Genomic DNA, 22913 nt, shown 5'->3' on the forward strand with positions numbered 1-22913 from the left:
GAAGCGCAGCGAGGGCTGCACCGCACGTGCGGACGCTGCCGCGCACCGGCGGGGGCGAGTCTCCTCCCCCGAGGACATCGCCACCGCCGGGGCTCAGCGCCTACGCCGTGCGACGGCGCAGCAGGCCCGCACCTCCCAGCAGCAGGAGAGCGGCGAGGGCCCACAGCCACGGGGCCGAGGCGCCACCGGTCATCGCGAGGCCGGTGGCCTCACCCGTCGCGGCGGCACCCGCAGCCCACGGCATGCTCGTCATGCCGGCTCCGGTGCTCGGCGTCGTCCCCGGGTTCACTCCGGGGTCGGTGCCGGGGTTGGTGCCGGGGTCCGTTCCGGGGTCGGTGCCCGGGTCCGTTCCGGGATCGGTGCCCGGATCGGTGCCCGGGTCCGTGCCCGGGTTCGTACCGGGATCGGTCACCGTGCTCTCGCCGACGACGGAGATCGCGTTCCCGCCGATCGTGATGGGAAGCGTCACGGGGAGCTCCAGCTGAGTCCCGCCGAGGATGCTGTCGTCACCGCCGGTGGTGCTGCCTCCGGTCGCGGGTGCGTTCGGGGACGTGGTGCCGCCGGTGGTGCCGGTGACGGTGGCGTCGTCGGTGACGGAGATGGCGTTGCCGGTGACGCCGATGGGGGCGGTCACGGGTGCGACCACCTGGGTGCCGCCGAGGGTGCTGTCGTCGCCGTCGGTGGTGCTGCCTCCGGCCGCGGGTGCGGTCGGGGACGTGGTGCCGCCGGTGGTGCCGGTGACGGTGGCGTCGTCGGTGACGGAGATGGCGTTGCCGGTGATGCCGATGGGGGCCGTCACGGGGGCGACCACCTGGGTGCCGCCGAGGGTGCTGTCGTCACCGCCGGTGGTGCTCCCGCCGGCCGCGGGTGCGGTCGGGGCCCCGGTGCCGCCGGAGGTGCCGGTGGCCTCGCTGTCGCCGAGGAGCGAGATGGCGTTGCCGCCGACCGTGATGGGGGCCGTCACCGGGGCGACGACCTGGGTGCCGCTCGCGGTGCCGTCCTCGCCCGAGGTGCTCGACCCGGTCGCGGGCGCGGCCGGTGCCGGGCTGGTGCCGCTGGTGGTGCCGGTGGCCTCGCTGTCGCCGAGGAGCGAGATGGCGTTGCCGCCGACGGTGACAGGCGCCGTCACGGGTGCCACGGCCTGCGTGCCCCCGAGGATGCTGTCGTCACCGCCGGTGGTGCTCCCGCCGGCCGCGGGTGCGGTCGGGGCCGCGGTGCCGCCGGAGGTGCCGGTGGCCTCGCTGTCGCCGAGGAGCGAGATGGCGTTGCCGCTCACCGTGACGGGGGCCGTCACCGGCGCGACGACCTGGGTGCCGCTCGCGGTGCCGTCCTCGCCCGAGGTGCTCGACCCGGTCGCCGGGGCAGGCGCCGGTGCTGCGGCGCTCTCTCCCTCAGCGGCCGACTCGGAGTCACCGAGCAGCGAGATGGCGTTGCCGGACACGGTCACCGGGGCGTTGACCGCTACCAGAGCCTGCGTGCCCGAGAGCACGCCATCCAGGCCGTCCGTGTCGAGGGAAAGCACCCCGGCCGCGTCAGGGGCCTGGGGAGCCGCGCTCTGGGGAGGAGCGGCGGCCGGGGTGCTGGTCGTGGAGTCTTCGGTGAGACTGATCGCGTTATCCGTCACCGTGACGGGAAGGTTCACGGTCACCACGGCTTGGGTGCCGGATGCCGTGCCCTCCTCGCCGCTCGTCTGCGGAGCGGGGGCGGGCGCGGCTGCGGGAGCCGGGGCGGGAGCGGGAGCCGGGGCCGGAGCGGGAGCCGGGGCAGGCACCGTGGATGCCGCGTCGCCGAGCACGGAGAGCGCGTTGTCGACGACCGTGATCGGGGCGGTGATGGGCGCTACGGCCTGGGTGCCGGAGAGCAAGCCGTCGTCTCCGGATGTCTCGGCCGCATTGGCGGCCGTCGCGCCGAGCAGGGTGATCCCGCCGGCGATGAGCGTGCCCCAGAGGACGCGCTTCGCGTAGGTACGCATGATGGTTCTCCTGACGTGACTGGTCTGTCTGATGGGATGCACGCGAGGAAGTGCGCGCGCAGCACGGCATCTGTCATCCGGGTGGGATGACGTGACAGTCCGTCAGTCGGGAGAGACGTCGGTGTCGGCGACGGGGGCGCCCGGCAGGGCGTCGTCCCGTGCGCCGGCGGCCCGCTCCCAGGCACGGAGCGGGGTCGCGCCGATCTCGCTGAGGCGAGCGAGGGCGCTGGTGGTACCTCCGGCCGAGGTGGCGGAGGAAGAGGCGGGGGTGGCCGGGGCGACCGGAGGAGCACCGAACGGCACCGGAGCCGTGTCATCGGCGCCGGCGTCTGAGGAGTCGGGCGCGGAAACCGCGGCCGCGAAGGGAGCCAAGGTACTCAGCACAGAGTCCTGGCCTGTGCTCGGCGACGCCGACGGGGCGGGCGCAGCCTCGGCAAGCACGGCGATGTCTTCGCGCACAGTGGTGACACCCGCGGGGACGGAGCCTTCCGGGATCTGCGGTGCAGCCGGCTCGCGGGGCGTGAGCGCCTCGACGACCGGCGGGACGGTCTCTTCGACGACGCCGCCGATCAGGCCGGTCGTGCCATCGACGACGCCGACGACGTTCTCGACCAGGTCGATGGCGCCGGAGTCGACGACGATCCCGCCGACCAGCGGAAGGCCGCCGACGATGTCGAGCACGGGCGCGGTGACCTGTGAGACCGGTGCAGAGCCGAGCGCGTCGGTCACGGGCTCGACGACCGTCTCGGTGGTCTCGGCGACCGCCTCGAGCACCGGGGCCGCGGTGTCTCGGACGACCGGGACCTGCGTCACCGTCTCGGTCACCGTCTCGACGACGGCGGGAGCGGCCTCCTGCACGGGAGCGACGGTGTGAGTCACGACCGGAGCGACGACCTCGTGCACCACGGGCGCGACGACCTCCTGGACCACAGGCGTCGCCACCTGGTTCACCACCGGAGCGACGACGTTGTTCACGACCGGCTTCGTCACGGCGGTGACGGTCTCGGACACGACTGAGGTGAGGCCGTCGAGCGGACCCTTGGGCTGCTCGTCCGCGTGTGCAGAGCCGCCGCCGGTGAGGGCGGTCAGAGCCGCCCAGGCGAGCGCGCCGATGCCACCCCAGAGGACGGCGTGGGGTACGCCGCGTCGGGTGCTCCGAGCGTCCACGTCGTCCTCCCCCTCCGAAGGTCCACGGGTGTGTCGATGGGAGGCAGAATACTCGCGGAGCCCCTCTCTGTCCAGGGGCGTTTACATCCGATTCGCCTCGTGTCAGATCGTGACGCGCCCGGCGGATTCCCGGCTTGACTTTCCCCAGGTTCTACACATGCCCCCTCCGGAGGGGAAACCTTCAACGCGCAATTTAAACTCGTTTTCATCCACAGGGTGGGGAAACGATAAAACCCTGTTCAGAGTAAATAAAAAAGTTCGGTGTTCACACCGTCCACCGGGTTATCCACACCCGTTCTGCACAGACACTCCGAGATTGTCCGCACGCTGTCCACATGGTTATCCACAGGCCGTGTTGCACCGTGTGGAGACCGCTCATAGCGTGGTCGAGCGACCGATGTCGGGGGCACCTGCTTGTCTGGGGATGGCCGCCGCGCGGCCGCGGTCCCCCGCACCGGCATCCGCGGATGCGCGCGCGGGGCCCGCCTCAGAACCGTCGCATCGAAGGGAACACAGTGTCGATCGCCGACATCTCCGAGGAGCGCCTGGGAGGGCAGCGTCCGCCCGAGCGCACCCCTCCGCACGACCTCCTCGCCGAGCAGAGCGCCCTGGGTGGCATGCTCCTGTCGAAGGACGCGGTCGCCGACGTGATCGAGACGCTCAAGGGCGCCGACTTCTACATCCCCAAGCACGAACTCATCTTCGAGGCGATCCTCTCGCTGTACTCCCACGGTGAGCCCACCGACGTCGTCGCGGTCACCGACGAGCTGATCAAGACCGGTGAGCTGAACAAGGCCGGCGGCGCCGACTACCTGCACACGCTCACGTCGATCGTCCCGACCGCAGCCAACGCCGGCTACTACGCCGGCATCGTCTCCGAGCGCGCGATTCTCCGCCGCCTCGTCGATGCCGGGACGCGCATCGTCCAGCTCGGCTACGACGGCCAGGGCGACGCGACCGACATCGTCAACAACGCGCAGGCCGAGATCTACTCGGTGACCGGCTCGGAGACGGCCGAGGACTACGTGCCGCTCACGGTCGCCGTCGACGCCGCGGTCGAGGAGATCGAGGCGGCCAACGGCCGCGACGGCTCCATGACCGGCATCCCCACCGGCTTCCGCGAGCTCGACGAGCTCACCAACGGCCTGCACGGCGGGCAGATGATCGTGGTCGCCGCGCGACCCGCGATGGGAAAGTCGACCCTGGCTCTCGACTTCGCGCGCGCCGCCTCCATCGGTCACGACTTCCCCTCGATCTTCTTCTCCCTCGAGATGGGCAAGAGCGAGATCGCGATGCGTCTGCTCAGCGCGGAGGGGGCGATCCCGCTGCAGAACATGCGCAAGGGGACGCTCGACCCGCGGGACTGGACGACGGTCGCCGCCACCCGCGGCCGCATCAACGACGCTCCGCTCTACATCGACGACAGCCCGAACATGACGCTCGTCGAGATCCGGGCGAAGTGCCGACGGCTGAAGCAGCGGGCGGGTCTGCGCATGGTCATCATCGACTACCTCCAGCTCATGACGTCGGGTAAGCGCGTCGAGTCCCGTCAGCAGGAGGTCTCGGAGTTCTCCCGAAGCCTCAAGCTCATCGCCAAGGAGCTGCAGGTGCCGGTCATCGCGCTGTCGCAGCTGAACCGTGGTCCCGAGCAGCGACAGGACAAGAAGCCAGCCATCAGCGACCTGCGAGAGTCCGGATCGATCGAGCAGGACGCCGACATGGTCATCCTGCTGCACCGCGACTCGGTCTACGACAAGGACGTCCGTCCCGGCGAGGCCGACCTCATCGTGGCCAAGCACCGTAACGGTCCGACCGCGACCATCACCGTCGCCTTCCAGGGGCACTACTCCCGGTTCGCCGACATGGCGCCGGGCGGCGACTTCAACTGAGCCTGGGCGTCAGCGTCCCGTGTCGGACGCCGACTCCTCGCGGAGGCTGAGGCGGACGTGGCAGGAGTGGGACGTCGTGAACGGGATCACGCGTTCGATCTCCACGGGGCCGCCCGCTCTCGCCAGCATCGACTTCATGAGTTCCTCGTGCACTCGGCAGACCACGGTCTGGTCATCGGTCAGCAGCGTGTGGAAGCGGCAGGGGGAGAGGTCGACGGTCATCGCCTTCTCGTCGATGTCCGGCTGCAGGCCCACGTCGTCGAGGTGGTGGAACAGCGCGTCGAGCTGATGCGTCGCGGCCTCTGGCAGGCCCGATCGCGTCGCCGGGAGCACCGCGCGCATGAGGTCGCCGTGGCGGATCGCCTCCTGGACCCGCCGTTCCTCGATCTCGTTGGGCTCGCTGGGCAGCACGGGAGAGAAGCGCAGCCGTGGTCTTCCGCGCCGACCGGTGTGCTCGACCTCGGACCGGGCGAGGCCCTCACCCTCGAGCACGCGGAGGTGGTCGCGCAGCGTGTTCACGTGGAGGCCCATGCGGAGGGAGAGCTCGGCGAGGCCGATTCCCGGAGTGTCCATCAAGGCGGCGAGGACCCGCAGCCGACTGCTCTGCATGAGCCCGCGATAGGCGTCGGTAGGACGTGGCATGTTACCCATTATCCCCTGAACGCGGAGTGAGGCGCTATTTCCACGGTCACCCGCCGCTGGGGGTGCGGACCGGCCGGTTAGCCTGAGGCCATGACGGGTGGACGCACGGTGACGGCGCTGCGCCTGCTGCTGCCGGCTTTCCTGCTCGGGGCGATCGTCGCGATCTCGTTCCTGGAGGCGCCGCTGAAGTTCCTGGCTCCCGGAATCACGATCCCGCTGGGGCTCGGCATCGGTCGCCTCGTGTTCACCGCCCTCAACGTCCTCGCGGGAGCGGTGCTCCTCGTGCTGACGGCGGTCAGCATCCGCGCCAGGGCCGGACGTCCCTCGGCTCTGCTGCTCGGCGGGCTGTGGCTGGTGTTCCTCGTCGAGGTGGTCGTCATCCGCCCGATCCTCAACCGGCGGAGCGACCTGGTCATCGCAGGGCGGGAGGCGCCGGGAACCGATGGCGCGCACTACGCCTACATCGTCGCGGACGTGACGATGGTGGTGCTGCTCGTGGCGTTCCTCGTGGTCACGGTGCGGGCGGTGCTCCCGCCGCGCGCGTCCTCTTCGACGACCGACGTCTAGGACGCGTAGGACGCAGTGGACTCCAGCAGTCGGCGCGCGCTGTCCCGAGCGGTCGCGAACGGCTCCGCGAACGTCCCCATGCCGACGGTGACGATCGCGCCTTCATAGAGGAGCATGAGCGTCTCGGCGAGCCGGTCCGGGTCGTGGAACCCGGCCTCACCGCAGAGCTCCGCGAGGACCGCGAGCAGCCACTCCTTCTCGCGACGGGCCTCGGCGAGCACCAGCGGGGCGTCCCCGGGGCCGTCGATCTCGGCGCGCGCGTTGATGGCGCTGCATCCCTTGGTGCTGTGGTCCGGCACCCAGGAGATGGCGGCATCGAAGATCGCGAGCACGCGGGCGGGCCCCGGGGCCGGGACCCGTGCGAGGTGGACCGCGACGTGATCGCGCCAGCGGGCGTCCCGGTGCTGCAGGTAGGACACGACGAGCGCTTCCTTCGATCCGAAGCGGTCGTAGAGAGTCTTCTTCGTCACCCCGGCGGCGGCGGCGATGGTGTCGACCCCGACGGCGTGGATGCCGCGTTCGTAGAAGAGGTCGGAGGCGGCGTCGAGCACGCGGCGCGCCCCGGGGGTCAGCGGCGGGAGCTCCGGCACGGTTGTCGACATGCGGCGAGTATACCAACCTGTATAGTGACGGGATGAGTAAACAGATCGGTATACTCTCCCGGGTCGTGACCGTGGGTGGGGCGGTGGCCTTCGTCCTCACGTGGAGCTCGGGATTCCTCATCCCCGCGGTCGCCACCGCGGACGTCGACCCGCTGACGCTCCTGGTCTGGCGGTTCACGCCGCTCGCCGTCGTGCTCGTGGTCCTCGCCGCGATGTCCGGAGCGACGAAGGGGATGACCGCGCGGGAACTCGGCGTCCAGGCGGTCATCGGCGCGCTCGCCCAGTTCGGATACTGCGCTGCCGTGTACGCCGCCGTCGCGACGGGGATCGCCACCGGCACCGTCGCGCTGATCGACGCGGTCCAGCCGCTTCTCGTCGCCGTGCTGGTCGGGCCGGTGCTGGGCCTCCGTGTGCGCGGCGCCCAGGTGGCGGGGCTGGTGATCGGGGCGGTGGGGGTGCTGCTCGTCGTGCAGTCGCAGTTCGGTGCCGGCTCCGCGCCGCTCGTCGCCTACCTGCTTCCGGCGGCGGCGATGGTCTGCCTCGTGATCGGCACGCTGGTGCAGCGGCGGACGGCCGTGCGCACGGGGGTTCTGCTGACCCTGACCATCCACGTGAGCGTGACCGCCGTGCTGCTCCTCGTCATCGGCGCGCTCGCCGGGGCACTCGTGCCGCCGGCGCGACCCTCGTTCTGGATCGCCGTGGTCCTGACCGCCGTCTTCCCCACGCTCGGCGCCTATGGCCTGTACTGGTGGCTGCTGCGCCGGGTCGGCATCACCGCACTTCAGGCGCTGCTCTTCCTCGTCGCCCCGGCGACCGCGATCGGCGGGGCGCTGCTGCTCGGTGAACCCCTCACGGCGATCACGGTCGGCGGGTTCGCGCTGTGCGGCGCCGGGGTGACCATGGTGCTCGTGAGCGAGGCACGGAACCGCGGCCCGGAGGCGGCGGAAGGCTCCGCGACGCCGGGTCAGGGCCGGACGCGGACCGCCCGGCCCTCGAAGGTGACCACATCGCCGTCGCGGAGCTGACGCCCGCGGCGCCGGTCCACCTCGCCGTTCACGGTGACGTAGCCGTCGATGATGACCTCTTTCGCGTCGCCGCCCGAATCGAGCAGTCCCGCGAACTTGAGGAACTGCCCGAGGCGGATGACCTCGCCGCCGATGGAGACCTCGTCGATCGGATCGGAGTTCGTCATCCTTGCATGCTAGCCGTCAGGGACGCGGTCACTCGTCGACGTCGGAGCCGACGACCGCGAACGAGGCGTCGAAGGAGATGTCGATCGAGCGGTTGTCCGTCGTGAGGACGGAGGCGTCGTAGGGGCTCACGTCGTCGGAGTCCACATCGAGGTCGGTGATCATCCCCTCGGCCTCGGCGAGGGCGGCGTCGACGAGAGTGCGGATGGTCTCCTCGTCGAGCGTGAGCGTCGGTCCCTTGTCGTCGTCGTCCGCGGCGTCCGTCGACACCACGGTCGCGGTGAGGTCATCGTCCACGCGCACCTCGGTCTCGTCCCCGGCGGACGTGGTCAGCTGCACTTCCCACGTTCCGTCGCGCTTCGCGTCGATCGAGGTGACCTCGCCCTCGGCGGCGTCCTGGGCGGCGGCTGCGATCGCGAGGAGCTCGTCGACGTCGTATGTGCCGATGCCGGTGACAGGGCCGCGGTCGCCCCGGTCTCCGCTCGGGCGGGCATCCTCGTCGCCGCGGTGGTCTCCGCGCGGGCCGCGGTCGCCCTCGTGTCGGGGGCCCTCCATGGCGGGGCGGTCGTCGTCGTCGCCGAACTCGTCGCCGATCGCGGCACCCACCGCGACGCCACCGCCGGCGAGCAGCACCGCGGCCGCGATCCCGCCGCCGATCAGGAGCGCGCGCTTACGTCCGGGCTTGGCGGGGGTCGCGGCGGCCGGTGCCTCCGGGGCGGCGTTCGGGGCAGCGGCATGGCCGGAGGTCGGGCCGGGGGTCGGTGCGACCGGGACCGTCGGGGCGTCGGCGCTCGCGTCGGCGGTGGTGCCGGGGCCGGCGGGGGAGTCCTGTCCGGCGTGCTGGTCCTGGCCCGCGCTCGGGACCGCTGGTACCGCGTTCTGACCCGCGGTGTCGTTCTCGTCCGGCGTGGGGTTCTGGTCGGGAGCAGGAGTCTTGTCGTTCATGTCTCGATGGTCTCCCGACGCCGCTGAAGCCACCCTGAAGTCTCCTGAAGCCCCGTTCAGGAACCGATATCTCGGGCACGACTTCGGAGCTCGGGAACGACACGCCGCCGTGCGTCGGCCATGACCGGGGTGTCGTCGGGGATCTCCGAAACTCTGCCCGGGCGGTCGGTCAGGAGAGAGAACCGGCGAGGGGGAGGGTCACGGTGAAGCGGGCGCCGCCCCACCGGGACGTGTCCACCGTGATCGCGCCGTGGGCGGCGGTGGTGATGCCGTGAGCGATCGCGAGACCGAGCCCGCTGCCGCCAGCGTCGCGACTGCGGGCCTCATCGAGCCGGACGAAGCGCTCGAAGATGCGGTCCCTCTCCTCCGGCGGGATGCCGGCGCCGTCGTCTTCGACCGTGAGGACGACGTGCGCCGTCTGCGGCTCCACCCCGATCGCCACCCGGCCGTTGCTGTGCCGCGCGGCGTTGTCCGCGAGGTTCCGCAGCAGCTGGCCCAGCAGCCGGGGGTCGCCGACGGTGCGGGCCGCACGGATCCCGGAGCCGTCGACGTCGAGCCCGGTGGCCCGCAGCCGACGCACCTCCGCGAGGGCGAGGTCGTCCAGGTCCACCGGTTCGGTGCTCCCGGTGACACCCTCGTCGAGGCGGGCGAGGAGCAGCAGCGACTCCACGATGCCCTGCAGTCGCAGCCCCTCCTCGGACACCACCTCGGCGAGCTCGTCGATGCTCGTCACCTCCGGGTGCGCCTGGGCGAGCTCTGCGTGCTGACGGATCGTCGCCAGGGGGGAGCGGAGCTCGTGCGAGGCATCGGACACGAAGCGGCGCTGCGCGGTCGCCGCCGCGTCGAGCCGGTCGAGCATCCCGTTCATCGTCACGGCGAGGGAGTGGATCTCGTCCGCGGTGTCGGGAACGGGCACCCGGTGATCGAGGCGCTCGGCGGTGATGCCCTCGACCTCCTGGCGGATGCGGGTGACCGGGCGCAGCGCGCGCCCCGTGACGAGCCAGGTCGTGACGGCCACGAGCAGCAGCAGCGCGGGGACGGCGATCACGAGCAGCGTCGCCACCGTCGACAGGGTCTCCGCATCCTCGTCCAACGGCACCGCGAGGACGAGGGTCTGGTCGCCCTCGACGTCTTCCGACACCACGACCATCGGCTCGCCGTCGATCCGGACGACCTGCGGATCGTCGTCCACGGGCAGCGGCGTGGCGCCGAGCGCATCGGCGGCCTCCTCGCTGGCGGCGCGCACCGCTCCGTCCCGCCCGAGCAGCTGCACGAGGTCATCGTCGAGCTGGTCGGGGCCGCGGCGACCCGGACCGTCGAATCGGCTGACGAGCTCCTCCAGCCGCTGCTCCGCCGCGCGTTCGGTGCTGCCGTGGATACTCGCGCTCAGCACGCCGTAGAAGGAGAAGGCCCCGAGGAGCAGCGCGACCGCGACGACGAGGGTGGCACCCAGGGTCGTCCGGCCGCGGACCGACCGCCAGAGCCGCCTAGCCACCGTTCGCCGCCAGCCGGTAGCCCGCCCCGCGGATGGTCTCGATCGCCTCACGTCCGAACGGCTTGTCGACCTTGCGGCGGAGGTGGCCGATGTACACCTCGACGATGTTCGGGTCGCCGTCGAAGTCGTCGTCCCAGACGCCGGCCAGGAGGTCGCGCTTCGACAGCACCTGCCCGCGGTGGCGCATCAGATGCTCGAGCACCGCGAACTCGCGGGCCGTGAGGGAGATCGGGGTCTCGCCGCGCCACACGTGGTGTCCGGCGGGATCCAGTCGCAGGTCGCCGGCCTCCAGGATCGTCGGTCGCGCCACGGCACCGCGGCGCACGAGCGCCCGGAGCCGGGCCACGAGGATCGCGAAGGAGAAGGGCTTGGTGACGTAGTCGTCGGCGCCGCTCTCCAGCGCCTCCACCTGATCCCATTCGCCGTCCTTGGCGGTGAGCATCAGCACGGGAGTCCAGTTCTCCTCGGCGCGCAGGGCCTCGCACACCTTCCACCCGCTCATGCCGGGCATCATCAGGTCGAGCACGATGGCGTCGTACCGGGTCTCGCGGGCCCGCCAGAGGCCGTCGACGCCGTTGTGGGCGACGTCGACCGCGAAGCCCTCCGCCTCGAGTCCGCGGCGCACGCCCTCGGCCAGACGCACCTCGTCGTCCACCACCAGGATCCGCATCCCCCCAGTGTGGCGGGTCATCGCTGAATCGGGGCTGAAGCGGTCGGGCCGCTTTCGAATCGCGCACCTGGCTCCATTCCGGGCTCAGATACAGCCAGTTGCGCGATTCGAAGGAGGGACCTAGCCGACGGCGGACGAGAGGTGCGCCTGGATCTCGCGGATCACCTCGCCGAGGGGGCCGGAGGAGAGAAGCCCGGGGCCGAGGGGGCCGGCGGGGTCGGTGCCGAGGAGTGGGAGGGTGCGCAGGGCTGCAGCGGCCTCGGGCGAGAGCTGCGCGAGTTGCCAGCGCACTTCGGCGGCGCGGGCGTCGGGAGCGTCCGGGTGTGCCAGCTCGATGGCTCGCGCGGCGTAGGCGGCTGCCCCGAGAGCATGCGCTCCCATGTGCGCGACCCCGGCGGCCTGTGCCGCGGAGCGAGAGGCCGCGGTGCCGGCAGGGGTCACGGCGCTGCGGGCGGCCCTGCCGGCCACGAAACGACGACGGATCTCGCCCGCAGCCGTGAGCTCGCCCCGCGCGAAGGCGCGCGTCCTGGCGATGGCATCACGCGCGCGGTCGTCGTCCGGGGCCTCGCTCTCGAACAGCGGCAGGACGCGCTCGGCGCAGTCGGCCGCCCATACCGCGACGATCCGACGGTCGGACTCGGTCATGCCCTGAGGAGTCGACACGGGACTCATCTCGCCCGTCGTCCGGTGCGCGCACGTGCCGCCTCGTGCGCCTCGCGAAGAAGGGCGAGCACGGTACCCGCCGTCGCCTCTGCGGGATCGATCACGCACACCCAGCCGACGTCGCCGTACAGGGGATGAGGGCGGAAGACGTCGACCGCCGTCGGGTCGGTGTCGCCGCCCGTGAGAGACCCCGCCGCGATGATCGACTCCGCGCGCTCGCGTCCGACGTGGATGTTCACCCGGAAGCGCCCTGGAGCGTCCAGCGCGGAGGACGTGTCGTCGGGATAGTCCTTCGTGATGATCGTCCCGTACGGCTGCGTGCGCTCCGGCATCCGGCCGTCGGGCGCGTGGTAGAAGTACGCGTCTCCCCATGACAGTTCGGGGAAGTCGCTGCCCGCCTCCGGGGCGACGACGAGCGCGCCGTCGAACGAGCGGACCTCTGCGATGATCTCCTGCATCTCCATCCTTCAATGCTGAGGCTGACGTGCTTATGTGGACTCAAGGACCGGAAAGGCGAGGAAACACGTGCACAACCCTCAAGAGCAGGTGATGACGACGGCGGCGCTCGGACGGCTGGTCGACTACTCGACGCAGCAGGTGCGCGACCTCGAGCGCCTCGGTGTCCTCCCCGCCGCCGAGCGCGGTGCGAACGGGTACCGGCGGTATCGGACGTCGCATGCCCTGGCGCTGCGCGCCTATCGCGCGTTGGCGACGGCGCTCGGTCCGGTGCCCGCGCGTCGACTGATGCCCGCTCTCATCGGCGGATCGGTCGAGCATGCGGCGGAGCGGATCGATGACCTGCACGCGGATCTCGCCCTCGAACGCTCACGGGTGCGCGCGGCCCTGCGCGGACTCGAGGATGCGGTGGCGGAGGCCGACGATCCGTTCGTCGAGGATGATGCGATGGCCATCGGCGAACTCGCCCAGGCGCTCGGCGTCCGTTCCTCCGCACTGCGGCACTGGGAGCGAGAAGGGTTGGTGCGCCCCCTTCGTCGTGCGGGATCGGTCCGCTCCTATGACTCCCTCGCGATCACCGAGGCGCGGATCGCCGCCGCCCTGCGCTCGGGCGGCTACGGCATCCCCACCGTTTCGCGGATCATCGACGAGGTGCGCGCGCACGGTGACACCGAGCAGGTGCAGCGCATGCTCGCGGAGCGGCTGACCGACCTCACGCGCCGCAGCGTCGCGCTTCTCGCGGCGGCAGGTCACCTGCACGCCCTGCTCGCGGAACGCCTCGCGGGAGAAGACGGATCGTCGCTCACGCCCGTCCCGGGATCTGCGCCAGCACCTCCGGGATCAGCGGACTCTCGTCCAGCGGGTCGGTGATGACCGCGGCGACCGACTCGAACGGCAGCACCGGGTAGCGCGAGGTGGCGCCGATCTTCTCGTCGCTCGCGAGCACGACGGTCGCGGCGCATCGGGAGGAGATCGCCCGCTTGGTGACGGCATCGTCGAGCTCGCCCGTCGTGAGGCCGTGGCCCGGGTCGACGCCCGTGACGCCGACGAAGAACACGTCGGCGGCGAGGTGTTGGATCGCCTCCATCGCGAGTCCCCCGCCGGCGACGAGGGAGTGCCGGGCCAGCTCGCCGCCGATCATGATCACGCGCGCATCCGAGTGCTCGGCGACGGCGAGGGCGACGGCGGGGCTCGGGGTGATGACCGTGATGTCGGTGCCGGAGGGCAGCAGCCGCGCCATCGCGAGCGTGGTGGTTCCGGCATCCAGCACGATCGTCGATCCGGGGAGGATGGTCGTGACCGCCTGGCGGGCGACCCGCTCCTTGCTCTCGGTCGCCAGATCGTGGCGCTCCCGCACCGGACGATCGGCCGCGGCGATGGGCAGCGCGCCGCCGTACACGCGCTGGAGCCTGCCCTCCTCGGCGAGCTCGCGGAGGTCGCGGCGGATGGCGTCTTCCGAGACTCCGAGATCTGCGGCGACGTCTTTGGCCACGACGCGGCCCTCACGGTCGAGGAGGGCGAGCAGGTGGTCCTTGCGCTGAGCAGCGAGCATACGTTTCCTCACGAACTTGCAGGTTTTTGCATGATTCAGACTACAGTCATGTCCATGATGAAGCCACTCCTGATCCTGATCGCCGGCCCCTACCGTTCCGGCACCAACGGCGACCCCGCCCTGATCGCTCGCAATCTCGCGCGCCTGGAGGAGGCGTCCGGTCCGATCTTCCGGCTCGGTCACGTGCCGATGATCGGGGAGTGGGTCGCATTGCCGGTCCTGCGCACCCTCGAATCGGCCGACTCCGGCGAGGGCGACGTCATGTACGAGACGGCCCGGCGACTGCTCCTGCACTGCGACGCGGTGCTGCGGCTGCCGGGAGAATCTTCGGGCGCGGACAAGGACGTCGAGATCGCCCAGGAGCTCGGGCTGCGCGTCTACCGGTCGGTGGAGGAGATCCCGGCCGCCGTGACTCCGTAGGCTGGAGGCATGACCAAGAACATCTGGACCGTCCTCGGCGTCATCCTCGCCGTCGTGATCGCGTGGTGGATCGTCAGCGCGCTGTTCTCGGTGCTCTGGTTCATCGCGAAGCTCGCCATCGTCGCGGTCGTCGCCGTGGTGGTCTTCCTCGTGCTGCGGAGCCTCTTCACCCGCGACGCCGACTGACCTGCCTTCGAATCGCTCACTTTGCGGCAAAACCGGCCGTTTTGCAGCAAAGTGGGCGACTCGAACGGGGTCAGAGGCGGTACTGGGCGGCGCGGTGCGTGGGCTGGACCCGGTCGCCGCGGCCGTGCAGCTTGTGGCGGAGCGTGCCGGGCACGTACTCCTCGGGGTAGGCGCCGCGCTCCCGCAGCACCGGGATGACGTGCTCGATGACGTCCTGCCACGTGCCGGGGGTGACCGCGTACGCGAGATTGAAGCCGTCGATGTCGGTCTCCTCCACCCAGGACTGCAGCTCGTCGGCGATCTCGACCCCGGAGCCGACGATCGTGGGGCCGAGCCCGCCGATCGCGTTGTGGCGGCCGAAGTCGCCCACCGTCCACTCGCGCCCGAGGTCGGCCTCCTCCTTGAGGTGCTGCAGCACGGACTGGATCGCGTTCGACTCGACGTTCCCGACCGGCTCGTCCTCGGCGTACTGCGAGAGATCGACGCCCATCCACCCCGACATGAAGGTGAGTGCGCCCTCCGGACTCGCGTAGGAGAGGTACTCGGCGTGCTTCGCGGCCGCCTCCTCGCTCGTCGCCGCGGTGATCACCGTCAGCAGCGTGTAGATGCGGGCGTCATGACGGTCGCGCCCCGCCGCCTCGAGGGCGTCGCGGATGCGCTTCACGGTCCCGGCGAGCACCTCCTTCGACGGCGCGGCGACGAAGATGGCCTCGGCGTTCTCCGCCGCGAACCGCACCCCGCGCGGGCTGGCGCCGGCCTGGTAGATCACGGGAGTCCGCTGCGGCGAGGGCTCCGAGATGTGGATGCCGGGCACGGAGAAGTGCTTCCCCTCGTGCCGGATCGGATGCACCTTCGACGGGTCGGTGAAGATCCCGCGCTCGCGGTCCTCCACCACCGCGTCGTCCTCCCACGACCCCTCCCAAAGCTTGTAGAGCACCTCGACGTACTCGTCCGCGTGGTCGTAGCGGTCGTCGTGGGCGAGCTGGTCCTCCTGGCCCATGTTCCGCGCGGCGCTGGGCAGATACCCGGTCACGACGTTCCAGCCGACGCGGCCCTGGGTGAGGTGGTCGAGCGTGCTGAGCCGCCGAGCGAACGGGTAGGGGTGCTCGAACGCGGTGCCGGCCGTGACGCCGAACCCCAGATGCTCGGTCACCGCGGCCATCGCGCTGACCAGGAGGATCGGGTCGTTCACGGGCACCTGGGCGCCGTTGCGGATGGCGGCCTCGTTCGTGCCGCCGTAGACGTCGTAGGTGCCCAGGACATCGGCGATGAAGATCCCGTCGAAGGTCGCGCTCTCCAGCAGCTTCGCCAGGTCGGTCCAGTACGAGATGGTGTTGTACTGCCGCGACCGGTCGTCGGGGTGCCGCCACAGGCCGGACGACTGGTGGGCGACGCAGTTCATGTCGAAGGCGTTGAAGCGGATCTGCCGGGTCATGCCCCCATGAAACGGGACCGGACGGGGCCGGGGCGAGCGACGGCGACACGCACGGAAACAATCCGCGGTGCGGCTCAGGCCTCCTCGTCCGGACGGCGGGGGCTCGGGTCGGGAGGGAGGATCTCGATCGGGCGCGCGGCCTGTCGCTGCGCTCGCCACCAGATCACGAACCCGACCGCCGTGAAGACGCCGTAGAACACGTACATGAGGCCGGTCGCGTAGTAGCCGGAGCTGAACAGCAGCGGCACCCCCACCACGTCCACGGCGATCCAGATGAGCCAGAACTCGGTCCAGCCCTTGGCCATGCCGTAGGTCGCGAGCAGTGACCCGACGAAGGTCCAGGCGTCGGCCCAGACCGGCTCCCACGAACCCAGGGCGCGGAACAGGGGGGTGAGCGCCACGGTTCCGACGACGAGGACCACGACCAGACCGATGCGGGCCCCGGTCGGCGCCCACCGCGGCACGATGCGACCGCCGTCGGCATTCCGCCAGCGGATCCACCCGTAGATCGCGACGGCGATGAACATGATCTGCCGCCCGGCCTGACCGAGGAGATGCGGCAGCGACGGGTCGGGGCTCAGGGCGGATCCGAGGAACACCGTGAGCAGCAGGACGTTGCCGACGATGCCGACCGGCCACGCCCAGACCTTGCGCCGCATGCCCCCGAGGGCGCTCGCGAGTCCGAACGCGTTCCCGACGACCTCACGCACCAGGAGGGTCTGCCCACCGGGAAGCACCCAGGACGAGGAGAAGGCGTCGACGAGCCACTGCAGGAAGTCCATCGCTAGAGCGCCGCGTCGGGGGTGGGGCGCTCGTCGAGCACGAGCTGCAGCATGCTGAGGTCGAGCCACCGGCCGAACTTCGCGCCGACCTGGGGCATGCGGCCCACCTCCCGGAACCCGAGGCGCTCGTGGAGGGTGAGGGAGGCGGTGTTGCCGCTCTCCACACCGCCGATCATCACGTGCATCCCGGCTGCCCGGGCCCGGGCGATGAGCTCCGTCATGAGGAGCGTGCCGATGCCGCGTCCGCGCTGATCGCCGCGCACGTAGACGGAATGCTCCACGGTGAGGCGGTAACCGCTGTGCGGGCGCCACTGGGCATAGGACGCATAACCCACGACGCCGCTCTCGTCAGCGGCGACGATGACGGGACAGCCGCGCGCGGTCCGGTCGGCGAGCCACGCTTCCCGGTCGGCGCGATCCACCGCCTCCTCGTTCCAGATCGCGGTCGTGTGCAGGACGGCGTGGTTGTGGATCTCGGTGATCGTGTCGAGGTCGGCGCTCTCGGCGGGCCTGAGGTGCACGGCGGTCATCGCAGGTTCTTCCTTCTTCGCGCTTCGGGTGCGCACGCCGACGTTAGCAGGATCGACGGGGGCGGCACCTGACGTCAGCGTGCGCCGCGGCGTCCGAGCTCGTCGCGCACGAGGATGGCGCGATGCATGTCGGCCATGATCGGGTCGAAGAAGCGCTCGCGGTACCGCGCCTCGCTCACGGCCGAGAAGACGAAGGGCAGCGCCGCGATCACCGCCAGCAGCGTGGCCGCCTTGAGGAGGTTCACTGTGAGCGGGAGCTTCTGCCCGAAGAACTCCAGCGGCTGCACGGCGAGCGGTTGCGCGGCGCTGCCGGAACCGAGCCAGATCCCGATGATGCCCGACGGCACGGCGATCCCGCCGATCACGATGAGCAGGGCCGCGATGAGGCCGGTGAAGAAGAGTGCCTGCACGAGCTGGGCGACGGTCATGGCGAGCAGGATGTTGATGCGCTGGGGTGCGCGGAGCGGGAGGCGGCCGCCGTCGGCTGCCGTTGCGCCCTCCGCCGGCGTGCCGACGAGGAGTGCGGTGCGCTGCTCCGCGGTCGGGGGTGGGGATCCGTCGTCGATCTCCGAAGCACTCACCCGTAGCACGACGATGCCGGCGAGGACGGCGACGACGAGCCCGACCTGTGCGATCGACCCCCAGGAGAGGGCGGACGCCATCTGCCACACCTCCGCCGAGAAGAACGCGAAGACGACGAGCATCAGGATCACCGGCAGAGCGATGGAGGCCATGTGTCCGATCGCGGAGGCGTTGCGCACGGCGAGTCGGGAGGCCCACCCGAGCAGGGCGCCGCCGCCCATGCCGGTGACGAGCACGCAGACGGCGAGCACGAGAAGCGCGCGGAGGACGGGCCCCACGGTGGCGCCCGGGTGATCGACGTACCCGGAGGCCACCAGGAAGGCGAGTGCCCCCGCGATGACGAGAAGCGCGAGCGTCGTGCCGGCCGGCGGACGCAGCCGGCGCAGCACCGTGCGCACGAGGTAGTACGCCCCCCACGCCAGGCTCACCGCGATCACGAAGATGACGAAGGCGAGGACGGCCACGAAGGCGGCGTCCTCGGCCGCATCGTCGAGGGCGACCTCGTACACCGCCTCGATGCCGTCCTGGAAGAGGTAGGCGGCGACGGCGACCCAGGCGATGAGCGGGGCCACGCGGCGCGGCAGATCGGTGAACCACCGGCGCAGCGGCACGAAGGTGGGAAGGCCCTGCTCGCGGAACCATCGATCCGCGTCACGCGTCGAACGGTGCAGGGTGCGACTCGCAGGCATGGCGTCGAGACTACGTCACCCCCGCCGCGACGGACTCAGACGTGGATGTCGGCGGGAGAGGCCTCGCCCTCGTGGAAGCTCGGCTTCCTGCCGAAGAGCTTCGCGACGCCCAGGACGACCCCGACGATCACGAGGCCCCAGACGAGACCGGCGATCGCGGAGATGATCGTGTCGACCACCCACACCACGAAGCCGCCGAGGGGCTCCAGCGCGTGCTCGACCGCATGGAGAACGTCGGCCGGGGCGTGCAGCCCGACCTCGCCGAGGTTGATGAGGACGAGGTGCCCGCCGACCCACAGCATGGCGACGGTGCCGAGCACGCTGATGAAGCGGAAGACCGCGGGCATGGACCGGACGATGCGGGTGCCGGTGTGCCGGACGCGCTGCGCCGGGTTCTTCGCCATCTTCAGGCCGATGTCGTCGATCTTCACCAGGAGCGCCACGGCCCCGTACACCGCGACGGTCATGACCAGCGCGATCACCGCGAGGATCGCGAGGGTGGACCAGATGCCGAGTCCCTTGTCGAGGCTGGCGAGGGAGATGAGCATGATCTCCGTCGAGAGGATGAGGTCGGTGCGGACGGCGCCGAGCACAAGCTTCCTCTCGTCGCGGGCGCCTTCGTCGGCGTGGCCGTGCTGCACGCCGAACCACTCGAGCACCTTCTCCGCGCCCTCGAAGCACAGGTACGAGCCGCCGAGGATGAGCAGGTAGGGCAGCACCCACGGCGCGAAGGCCGTGAGCAGCAGCGCGATCGGGATGATGATGACGAACTTGTTCACCAGCGACCCGAGGGCGATCTTGCCGACCACGGGGAGCTCGCGGGCCGGGGTGAGGCCCTGCACGTACTGCGGGGTCACGGCGGCGTCGTCGATGACGACTCCGGCGGCCTTCGCCGACGCCTTCATCGCGGCGCTCAGGATGTCGTCGACGACGGCAAGCAGTCCAACGGACATGCGGGTCCTCTTTCCGTGGTGGGAAAGTCAGACTACCGACTCCTCAGCTCAGGCCCGCACGTCCTCCGCGGTCGCCAGCACCCGCTGCAGCGGCTGGTAGTGCTCGATGACGGCCTGGCGGTAGCGCTCGACGTCGCCGGAGCGCGCGGCGTCCAGCATGTCACCGTGCGCCTTGGCGGTCTTGTGGATGTCGTCGGGCTGCGCGATGCCGAGCTGCGGGAGCACGGCGGTGTGCACGTCCCAGAAGGCTCCGACGAGCTGGCCGACGAGACGGTTGTCGATGGCGCCGAAGAGGCGGGTGTGGAACGCCCTGTCCTCGTCGAGGAAGTACTCGCCGCGGCCGGCCTTGTCGACCATCTCGGCGACGAGCTCGTCGAGCTCCGGGTCCGCCTGCGCCTGAGCGGCCTCGACCACGCGCTCGGCCATGGAGAGGTCGAGCGCGAGGCGCACCTCGACGACCTCGCGCAGGGCCTGCAGCGACCCCTCGGGGGACAGCACACCCCGGAAGACGAGCGCCTCGACCATCGGGTCCAGCGACATCGGGCCCACGTAGGTGCCGTGTCCGTGCCGGACGTCGACGATGTCGAGGGTGGAGAGCGTACGGATCGCCTCGCGGACCGAGGAGCGCGACACGTCGAGCTCCTCGCAGAGCTCGGCCTCGGTCGGCAGGGGATCGCCGGGAGTGAGTCCGCGCGTGAGGATGAGCTGCTTGATCTGATCCGCCGTCGTGGCTCGCCGCATCCGCGACGCCCTCCCCGTGGTGGACTTCATAGGGTCCCTCTCCTGCCTGCCGGAAACGCTCCGATCCTCTCACTCTTGTGATCCGGTCGAACGTGTGTTTAGAGTACATCAGACGTCTGATGTCCTCAAGGCGTCGCCCCCCACCACCTGGAGCACACATGAACCGACACAGCACCCGCCGCCGCGCGGGTCGTCTCGCGATGGCGGTCGCCGGCACGGTCGCCGCGTCCCTCGCCCTCGCCGGCTGCGGCGGCGCCGCCGGCACCGCCGAGAGCCCCGCCGCGAGCGACATCGACCCGGACGGCATCATCGAAGCCGGGATCTCGTACACCCTGAACGGCAGCTTCGACCCGATGGTCGCCTCAGGCGCCGTGACGGTCTCGGCGAACTGGCACATCTTCGAGGGACTCATCGACCTCGACCCCGTCACGCAGGAGCCCGCCCCCGCCCTCGCCGCCGACTTCCCGACGCAGGTCGACGAGACGACCTACGACATCGACCTCCGCGAAGGCGCGACGTTCCAGAACGGAGACCCGGTCACCGCCGACGACGTGGTCTTCAGCTACGAGCGCGTCCTCGACCCGGCGAACAACTCCCTGTTCCGCTCGTTCGTCGACTTCATCGACACGGTCACGGCCGTCGACGAGGACACCGTCCGGATCACCACCGATTACCCGTTCTCCCTCATCGACGATCGACTCGGCGTCGTCAAGATCGTGCCGAAGGCCGTGGTCGAGGCCGATCCCGAGGAGTTCGGCGCGAACCCGGTCGGCTCCGGTCCCTACGCCCTCGTCTCCGCCGTGCCCGAGGACAAGATCGTCTTCGAGCGGTACGACGACTACAACGGCCCGCGTCCCGCGCTCGCCGCAGGCATGAACTGGAACCTCCTCGCCGACGCCTCGGCCCGCGTCACCGCGATGTCGACCGGCACGGTGCAGGCGATCGAGGACGTGCCGTACATCGACGCCGACGGACTGGCCGCCTCGTCCGAGGTCGAGAGCGTGCAGTCGTTCGGCCTCCTCTTCATGATGTTCAACACGAAGGCCGAGCCGTTCGACGACGTCCGCGTCCGCCAGGCGCTGCACTACGCGCTCGACATGGACAAGATCATCGAGACCGGCATGCTCGGCAACGCCACCCCGGCCACGTCGTTCCTGCCCGAGGACTACCCGAACTACCACGAGGCCTCCACGGTCTACTCGTACGACCCGGAGAAGGCGGAGGAGCTGCTGGCGGAGGCCGGGGTCTCCGACCTCGCGATCACGTTGCGCATGACCGACACCGGATGGGTGAAGGAGGTGGCCCCGCTCATCAAGGAGTCCCTCGACGCGATCGGCATCGACACCACCCTCGACATCAGCCAGTCGGCGTCGATGTACGAGAAGGTCGACTCCGGCGACTACACCGTCGCCATCGCCCCCGGAGACCCGTCGGTGTTCGGCGTGGACCCCGACCTGCTCATGAACTGGTGGTACGGCGAGAACGTCTGGACCCAGACGCGCACCGCCTGGGCCGACTCCCCGGAGTACGCCGAGCTGCGCACGCTGCTCGACACCGCCGTCACCCAGGAGGGCGAGGAGCAGCAGGAGTCCTGGAACCAGGCGTACGACCTGATCTCCGACCAGGCCGTGCTGTACCCGCTGTTCCACCGCAAGCTGCCCACCGCCTGGAGCTCGCAGGAGCTGGTCGGCTTCCAGCCGGTCCCCACGACCGGACTGTCGTTCCTCGACGTCGGCGTGGCCGCGAAGTAGCACCTGCCCGACAGGGCGGGGGCGCGCTCGCCCGAGGAGCGCGCCCCCGCCACCCCACCCCCGGAAGGAGCGGCACGTGTCCCACACGCTCCGCCTCGTCGGCCGGCGACTGCTGCAGTTGCCGCTGATGATCCTCGGCATCACGTTCCTGGTCTTCTTCGTGATGTCCTTCTCGCCCGTCGACCCGGCACGCACCGCGCTCGGCGAGACCGCCTCCCCCGAAGCGCTGGAGGCGTACCGCGAAGACCACGGACTGAACCTCCCGCTGTTCGTCCGCTACGTGAACTTCCTGATCGGCCTCGTCCAGGGCGACCTGGGCACCTACTCCGCCCGCAGCCTGCCGGTGGTCGACGAGGTCGCCAGGGCCTTCCCGGTGACGCTGGCCCTGACCTTCCTCGGTCTGGTGATCGCGGTCCTCGTCGCGTTCGTGATCGGCGTCCTCGCCGCCGTCTACCGCGACCGCTGGCCCGACCAGGTCATCCGCGTCTTCGGCGTCGCCGCGTTGTCCACGCCCTCCTTCTGGCTCGCGATCCTCCTCATCCAGGTGTTCACCCTGGCGCTCGGGGTGCTGCCGGCCTCGGGCCCGCTGCCGGCCTTCGCCGACGACCCGTCCGGGTGGCTCGCCCGGATGACCCTTCCCGCGGTCGCACTCGCCGTGCCCGTGATCGGGCAGCTCTCCCGGGTCGTGCGCACCTCGATGGTCGAGGAGCTCGATCGCGACTACGTGCGCACCGCCCTCGGCGCCGGAATCCCGCGGGTGATCGTCGTCGGCCGCAACGTGCTGCGCAACGCGCTCATCACCCCCGTGACGGTGCTCGGTCTCCGCATCGGGTACCTGCTCGGCGGCGCCGTGGTGATCGAGATCATCTTCGCGATCCCGGGGATGGGCACCCTCATCCTCAACGGGGTCACCAACAACGAACCCAACCTCGTGCAGGGCGTGACGCTCGCGGTCGCGCTCGCGTTCGTCGTGATCAACATCATCGTCGACCTCCTGTACGTGCTCATCAATCCTCGAATCCGGGCGGTGTGAC

General features: G+C 70.7%; 25 protein-coding genes. 8 read left to right on the forward strand and 17 right to left on the reverse strand.

The window, feature by feature from the left end:
• Positions 1-100 precede the first annotated feature (100 nt).
• Positions 101-1972, reverse strand: coding sequence for a hypothetical protein (locus tag KVS71_RS02495; RefSeq protein ID WP_217583554.1), 1872 nt, complete (start codon positions 1970-1972; stop codon positions 101-103).
• Between the two features lie 102 nt (positions 1973-2074).
• Positions 2075-3139: a hypothetical protein gene (locus tag KVS71_RS02500; protein ID WP_217583556.1), complete on the reverse strand. Its 1065-nt coding sequence runs from the start codon at positions 3137-3139 to the stop codon at positions 2075-2077.
• A gap of 515 nt (positions 3140-3654) precedes the next feature.
• Between KVS71_RS02500 and dnaB the strand changes: the two genes are divergently transcribed.
• The gene (gene dnaB, locus KVS71_RS02505; RefSeq protein WP_025102810.1) at positions 3655-5028 is read left to right on the forward strand and encodes a replicative DNA helicase; all 1374 of its coding nucleotides are present in this window, start codon (positions 3655-3657) and stop codon (positions 5026-5028) included.
• A gap of 9 nt (positions 5029-5037) precedes the next feature.
• Here dnaB and KVS71_RS02510 read toward each other — a convergent pair whose 3' ends face one another.
• Positions 5038-5670: a winged helix-turn-helix transcriptional regulator gene (locus KVS71_RS02510; RefSeq protein ID WP_217583564.1), complete on the reverse strand. Its 633-nt coding sequence runs from the start codon at positions 5668-5670 to the stop codon at positions 5038-5040.
• 90 nt (positions 5671-5760) lie between these two features.
• On the opposite strand from KVS71_RS02510, the gene KVS71_RS02515 reads away from it, so the two are divergent.
• A complete protein-coding gene (locus KVS71_RS02515; RefSeq protein WP_217583566.1) occupies positions 5761-6237 on the forward strand; it encodes a hypothetical protein in 477 nt (158 codons plus the stop codon).
• Here KVS71_RS02515 and KVS71_RS02520 read toward each other — a convergent pair.
• Positions 6234-6839: a TetR/AcrR family transcriptional regulator gene (locus KVS71_RS02520; protein ID WP_217583574.1), complete on the reverse strand. Its 606-nt coding sequence runs from the start codon at positions 6837-6839 to the stop codon at positions 6234-6236. The two genes, KVS71_RS02515 and KVS71_RS02520, sit on opposite strands and share 4 nt — an antisense overlap.
• 32 nt (positions 6840-6871) lie before the next feature.
• On the opposite strand from KVS71_RS02520, the gene KVS71_RS02525 reads away from it, so the two are divergent.
• Positions 6872-7864, forward strand: a complete 993-nt coding sequence (locus KVS71_RS02525) for a DMT family transporter (protein ID WP_254635351.1) — start codon at positions 6872-6874, stop codon at positions 7862-7864.
• Here the strand turns inward: KVS71_RS02525 and KVS71_RS02530 are convergent.
• From KVS71_RS02530 to KVS71_RS02555, 6 genes are all read right to left on the reverse strand, one after another.
• Positions 7804-8031 (reverse strand): RNA-binding S4 domain-containing protein, encoded by a 228-nt coding sequence (locus KVS71_RS02530; protein ID WP_025102805.1) that lies wholly within the window; start codon positions 8029-8031, stop codon positions 7804-7806. The genes KVS71_RS02525 and KVS71_RS02530 overlap by 61 nt on opposite strands.
• A 28-nt stretch (positions 8032-8059) precedes the next feature.
• Positions 8060-8974, reverse strand: coding sequence for a hypothetical protein (locus KVS71_RS02535; RefSeq protein ID WP_254635352.1), 915 nt, complete (start codon positions 8972-8974; stop codon positions 8060-8062).
• 169 nt (positions 8975-9143) lie between these two features.
• Positions 9144-10469 (reverse strand): HAMP domain-containing sensor histidine kinase, encoded by a 1326-nt coding sequence (locus tag KVS71_RS02540; RefSeq protein WP_217583576.1) that lies wholly within the window; start codon positions 10467-10469, stop codon positions 9144-9146.
• Positions 10462-11139 carry a response regulator transcription factor gene (locus KVS71_RS02545; RefSeq protein ID WP_217583584.1) on the reverse strand — a complete coding sequence of 226 codons (678 nt, stop codon included), beginning with the start codon at positions 11137-11139 and terminating at the stop codon, positions 10462-10464. Before KVS71_RS02545 ends, KVS71_RS02540 begins: the two co-directional genes overlap by 8 nt.
• Positions 11140-11259: 120 nt before the next feature.
• Positions 11260-11784 carry a putative immunity protein gene (locus KVS71_RS02550; RefSeq protein WP_144881679.1) on the reverse strand — a complete coding sequence of 175 codons (525 nt, stop codon included), beginning with the start codon at positions 11782-11784 and terminating at the stop codon, positions 11260-11262.
• A gap of 23 nt (positions 11785-11807) precedes the next feature.
• A complete protein-coding gene (locus KVS71_RS02555) occupies positions 11808-12260 on the reverse strand; it encodes a DUF6194 family protein (RefSeq protein ID WP_254635353.1) in 453 nt (150 codons plus the stop codon).
• 67 nt (positions 12261-12327) lie between these two features.
• On the opposite strand from KVS71_RS02555, the gene KVS71_RS02560 reads away from it, so the two are divergent.
• Entirely contained in the window at positions 12328-13128 is an 801-nt protein-coding gene (locus KVS71_RS02560) for a MerR family transcriptional regulator (protein WP_368874534.1), read from the forward strand.
• Here KVS71_RS02560 and KVS71_RS02565 read toward each other — a convergent pair.
• Positions 13061-13810 (reverse strand): DeoR/GlpR family DNA-binding transcription regulator, encoded by a 750-nt coding sequence (locus tag KVS71_RS02565; protein WP_217583587.1) that lies wholly within the window; start codon positions 13808-13810, stop codon positions 13061-13063. The two genes, KVS71_RS02560 and KVS71_RS02565, sit on opposite strands and share 68 nt — an antisense overlap.
• Before the next feature lie 54 nt (positions 13811-13864).
• Here KVS71_RS02565 and KVS71_RS02570 point away from each other — a divergent pair, with 54 nt between their 5' ends.
• Both KVS71_RS02570 and KVS71_RS02575 read left to right on the forward strand, forming a co-directional pair.
• The gene (locus tag KVS71_RS02570; RefSeq protein WP_217583588.1) at positions 13865-14230 is read left to right on the forward strand and encodes a DUF4406 domain-containing protein; all 366 of its coding nucleotides are present in this window, start codon (positions 13865-13867) and stop codon (positions 14228-14230) included.
• Positions 14231-14239: 9 nt separating this feature from the next.
• Positions 14240-14416 (forward strand): hypothetical protein, encoded by a 177-nt coding sequence (locus KVS71_RS02575; RefSeq protein ID WP_025102796.1) that lies wholly within the window; start codon positions 14240-14242, stop codon positions 14414-14416.
• A gap of 70 nt (positions 14417-14486) precedes the next feature.
• Here the strand turns inward: KVS71_RS02575 and KVS71_RS02580 are convergent, their stop codons facing one another.
• The 6 genes from KVS71_RS02580 to KVS71_RS02605 all read right to left on the reverse strand — a co-directional run bounded on the left by KVS71_RS02580 (position 14487) and on the right by KVS71_RS02605 (position 20158).
• Positions 14487-15851, reverse strand: coding sequence for an LLM class flavin-dependent oxidoreductase (locus tag KVS71_RS02580; RefSeq protein ID WP_083370955.1), 1365 nt, complete (start codon positions 15849-15851; stop codon positions 14487-14489).
• 74 nt (positions 15852-15925) lie between these two features.
• A complete protein-coding gene (gene pnuC, locus KVS71_RS02585) occupies positions 15926-16633 on the reverse strand; it encodes a nicotinamide riboside transporter PnuC (RefSeq protein ID WP_060923478.1) in 708 nt (235 codons plus the stop codon).
• Between the two features lie 2 nt (positions 16634-16635).
• Entirely contained in the window at positions 16636-17163 is a 528-nt protein-coding gene (locus tag KVS71_RS02590) for a GNAT family N-acetyltransferase (protein WP_144881682.1), read from the reverse strand.
• 74 nt (positions 17164-17237) lie between these two features.
• Positions 17238-18434 carry a hypothetical protein gene (locus KVS71_RS02595; RefSeq protein ID WP_217583589.1) on the reverse strand — a complete coding sequence of 399 codons (1197 nt, stop codon included), beginning with the start codon at positions 18432-18434 and terminating at the stop codon, positions 17238-17240.
• A gap of 35 nt (positions 18435-18469) precedes the next feature.
• The gene (locus KVS71_RS02600; RefSeq protein ID WP_060923476.1) at positions 18470-19387 is read right to left on the reverse strand and encodes a DUF808 domain-containing protein; all 918 of its coding nucleotides are present in this window, start codon (positions 19385-19387) and stop codon (positions 18470-18472) included.
• 48 nt (positions 19388-19435) lie between these two features.
• The gene (locus KVS71_RS02605; protein WP_060923475.1) at positions 19436-20158 is read right to left on the reverse strand and encodes a FadR/GntR family transcriptional regulator; all 723 of its coding nucleotides are present in this window, start codon (positions 20156-20158) and stop codon (positions 19436-19438) included.
• A 128-nt stretch (positions 20159-20286) separates the two neighbouring features.
• Here KVS71_RS02605 and KVS71_RS02610 point away from each other — a divergent pair, with 128 nt between their 5' ends.
• Positions 20287-21879 carry an ABC transporter substrate-binding protein gene (locus KVS71_RS02610; protein ID WP_144881683.1) on the forward strand — a complete coding sequence of 531 codons (1593 nt, stop codon included), beginning with the start codon at positions 20287-20289 and terminating at the stop codon, positions 21877-21879.
• 76 nt (positions 21880-21955) lie between these two features.
• Positions 21956-22912 carry an ABC transporter permease gene (locus tag KVS71_RS02615; protein WP_060923409.1) on the forward strand — a complete coding sequence of 319 codons (957 nt, stop codon included), beginning with the start codon at positions 21956-21958 and terminating at the stop codon, positions 22910-22912.
• The last annotated feature ends 1 nt before the right edge of the window (position 22913 follow it).

The sequence above is a fragment of the Microbacterium sp. GbtcB4 genome (genome assembly GCF_019091465.1).
Classification (GTDB): Bacteria; Actinomycetota; Actinomycetes; order Actinomycetales; family Microbacteriaceae; genus Microbacterium; species Microbacterium paraoxydans.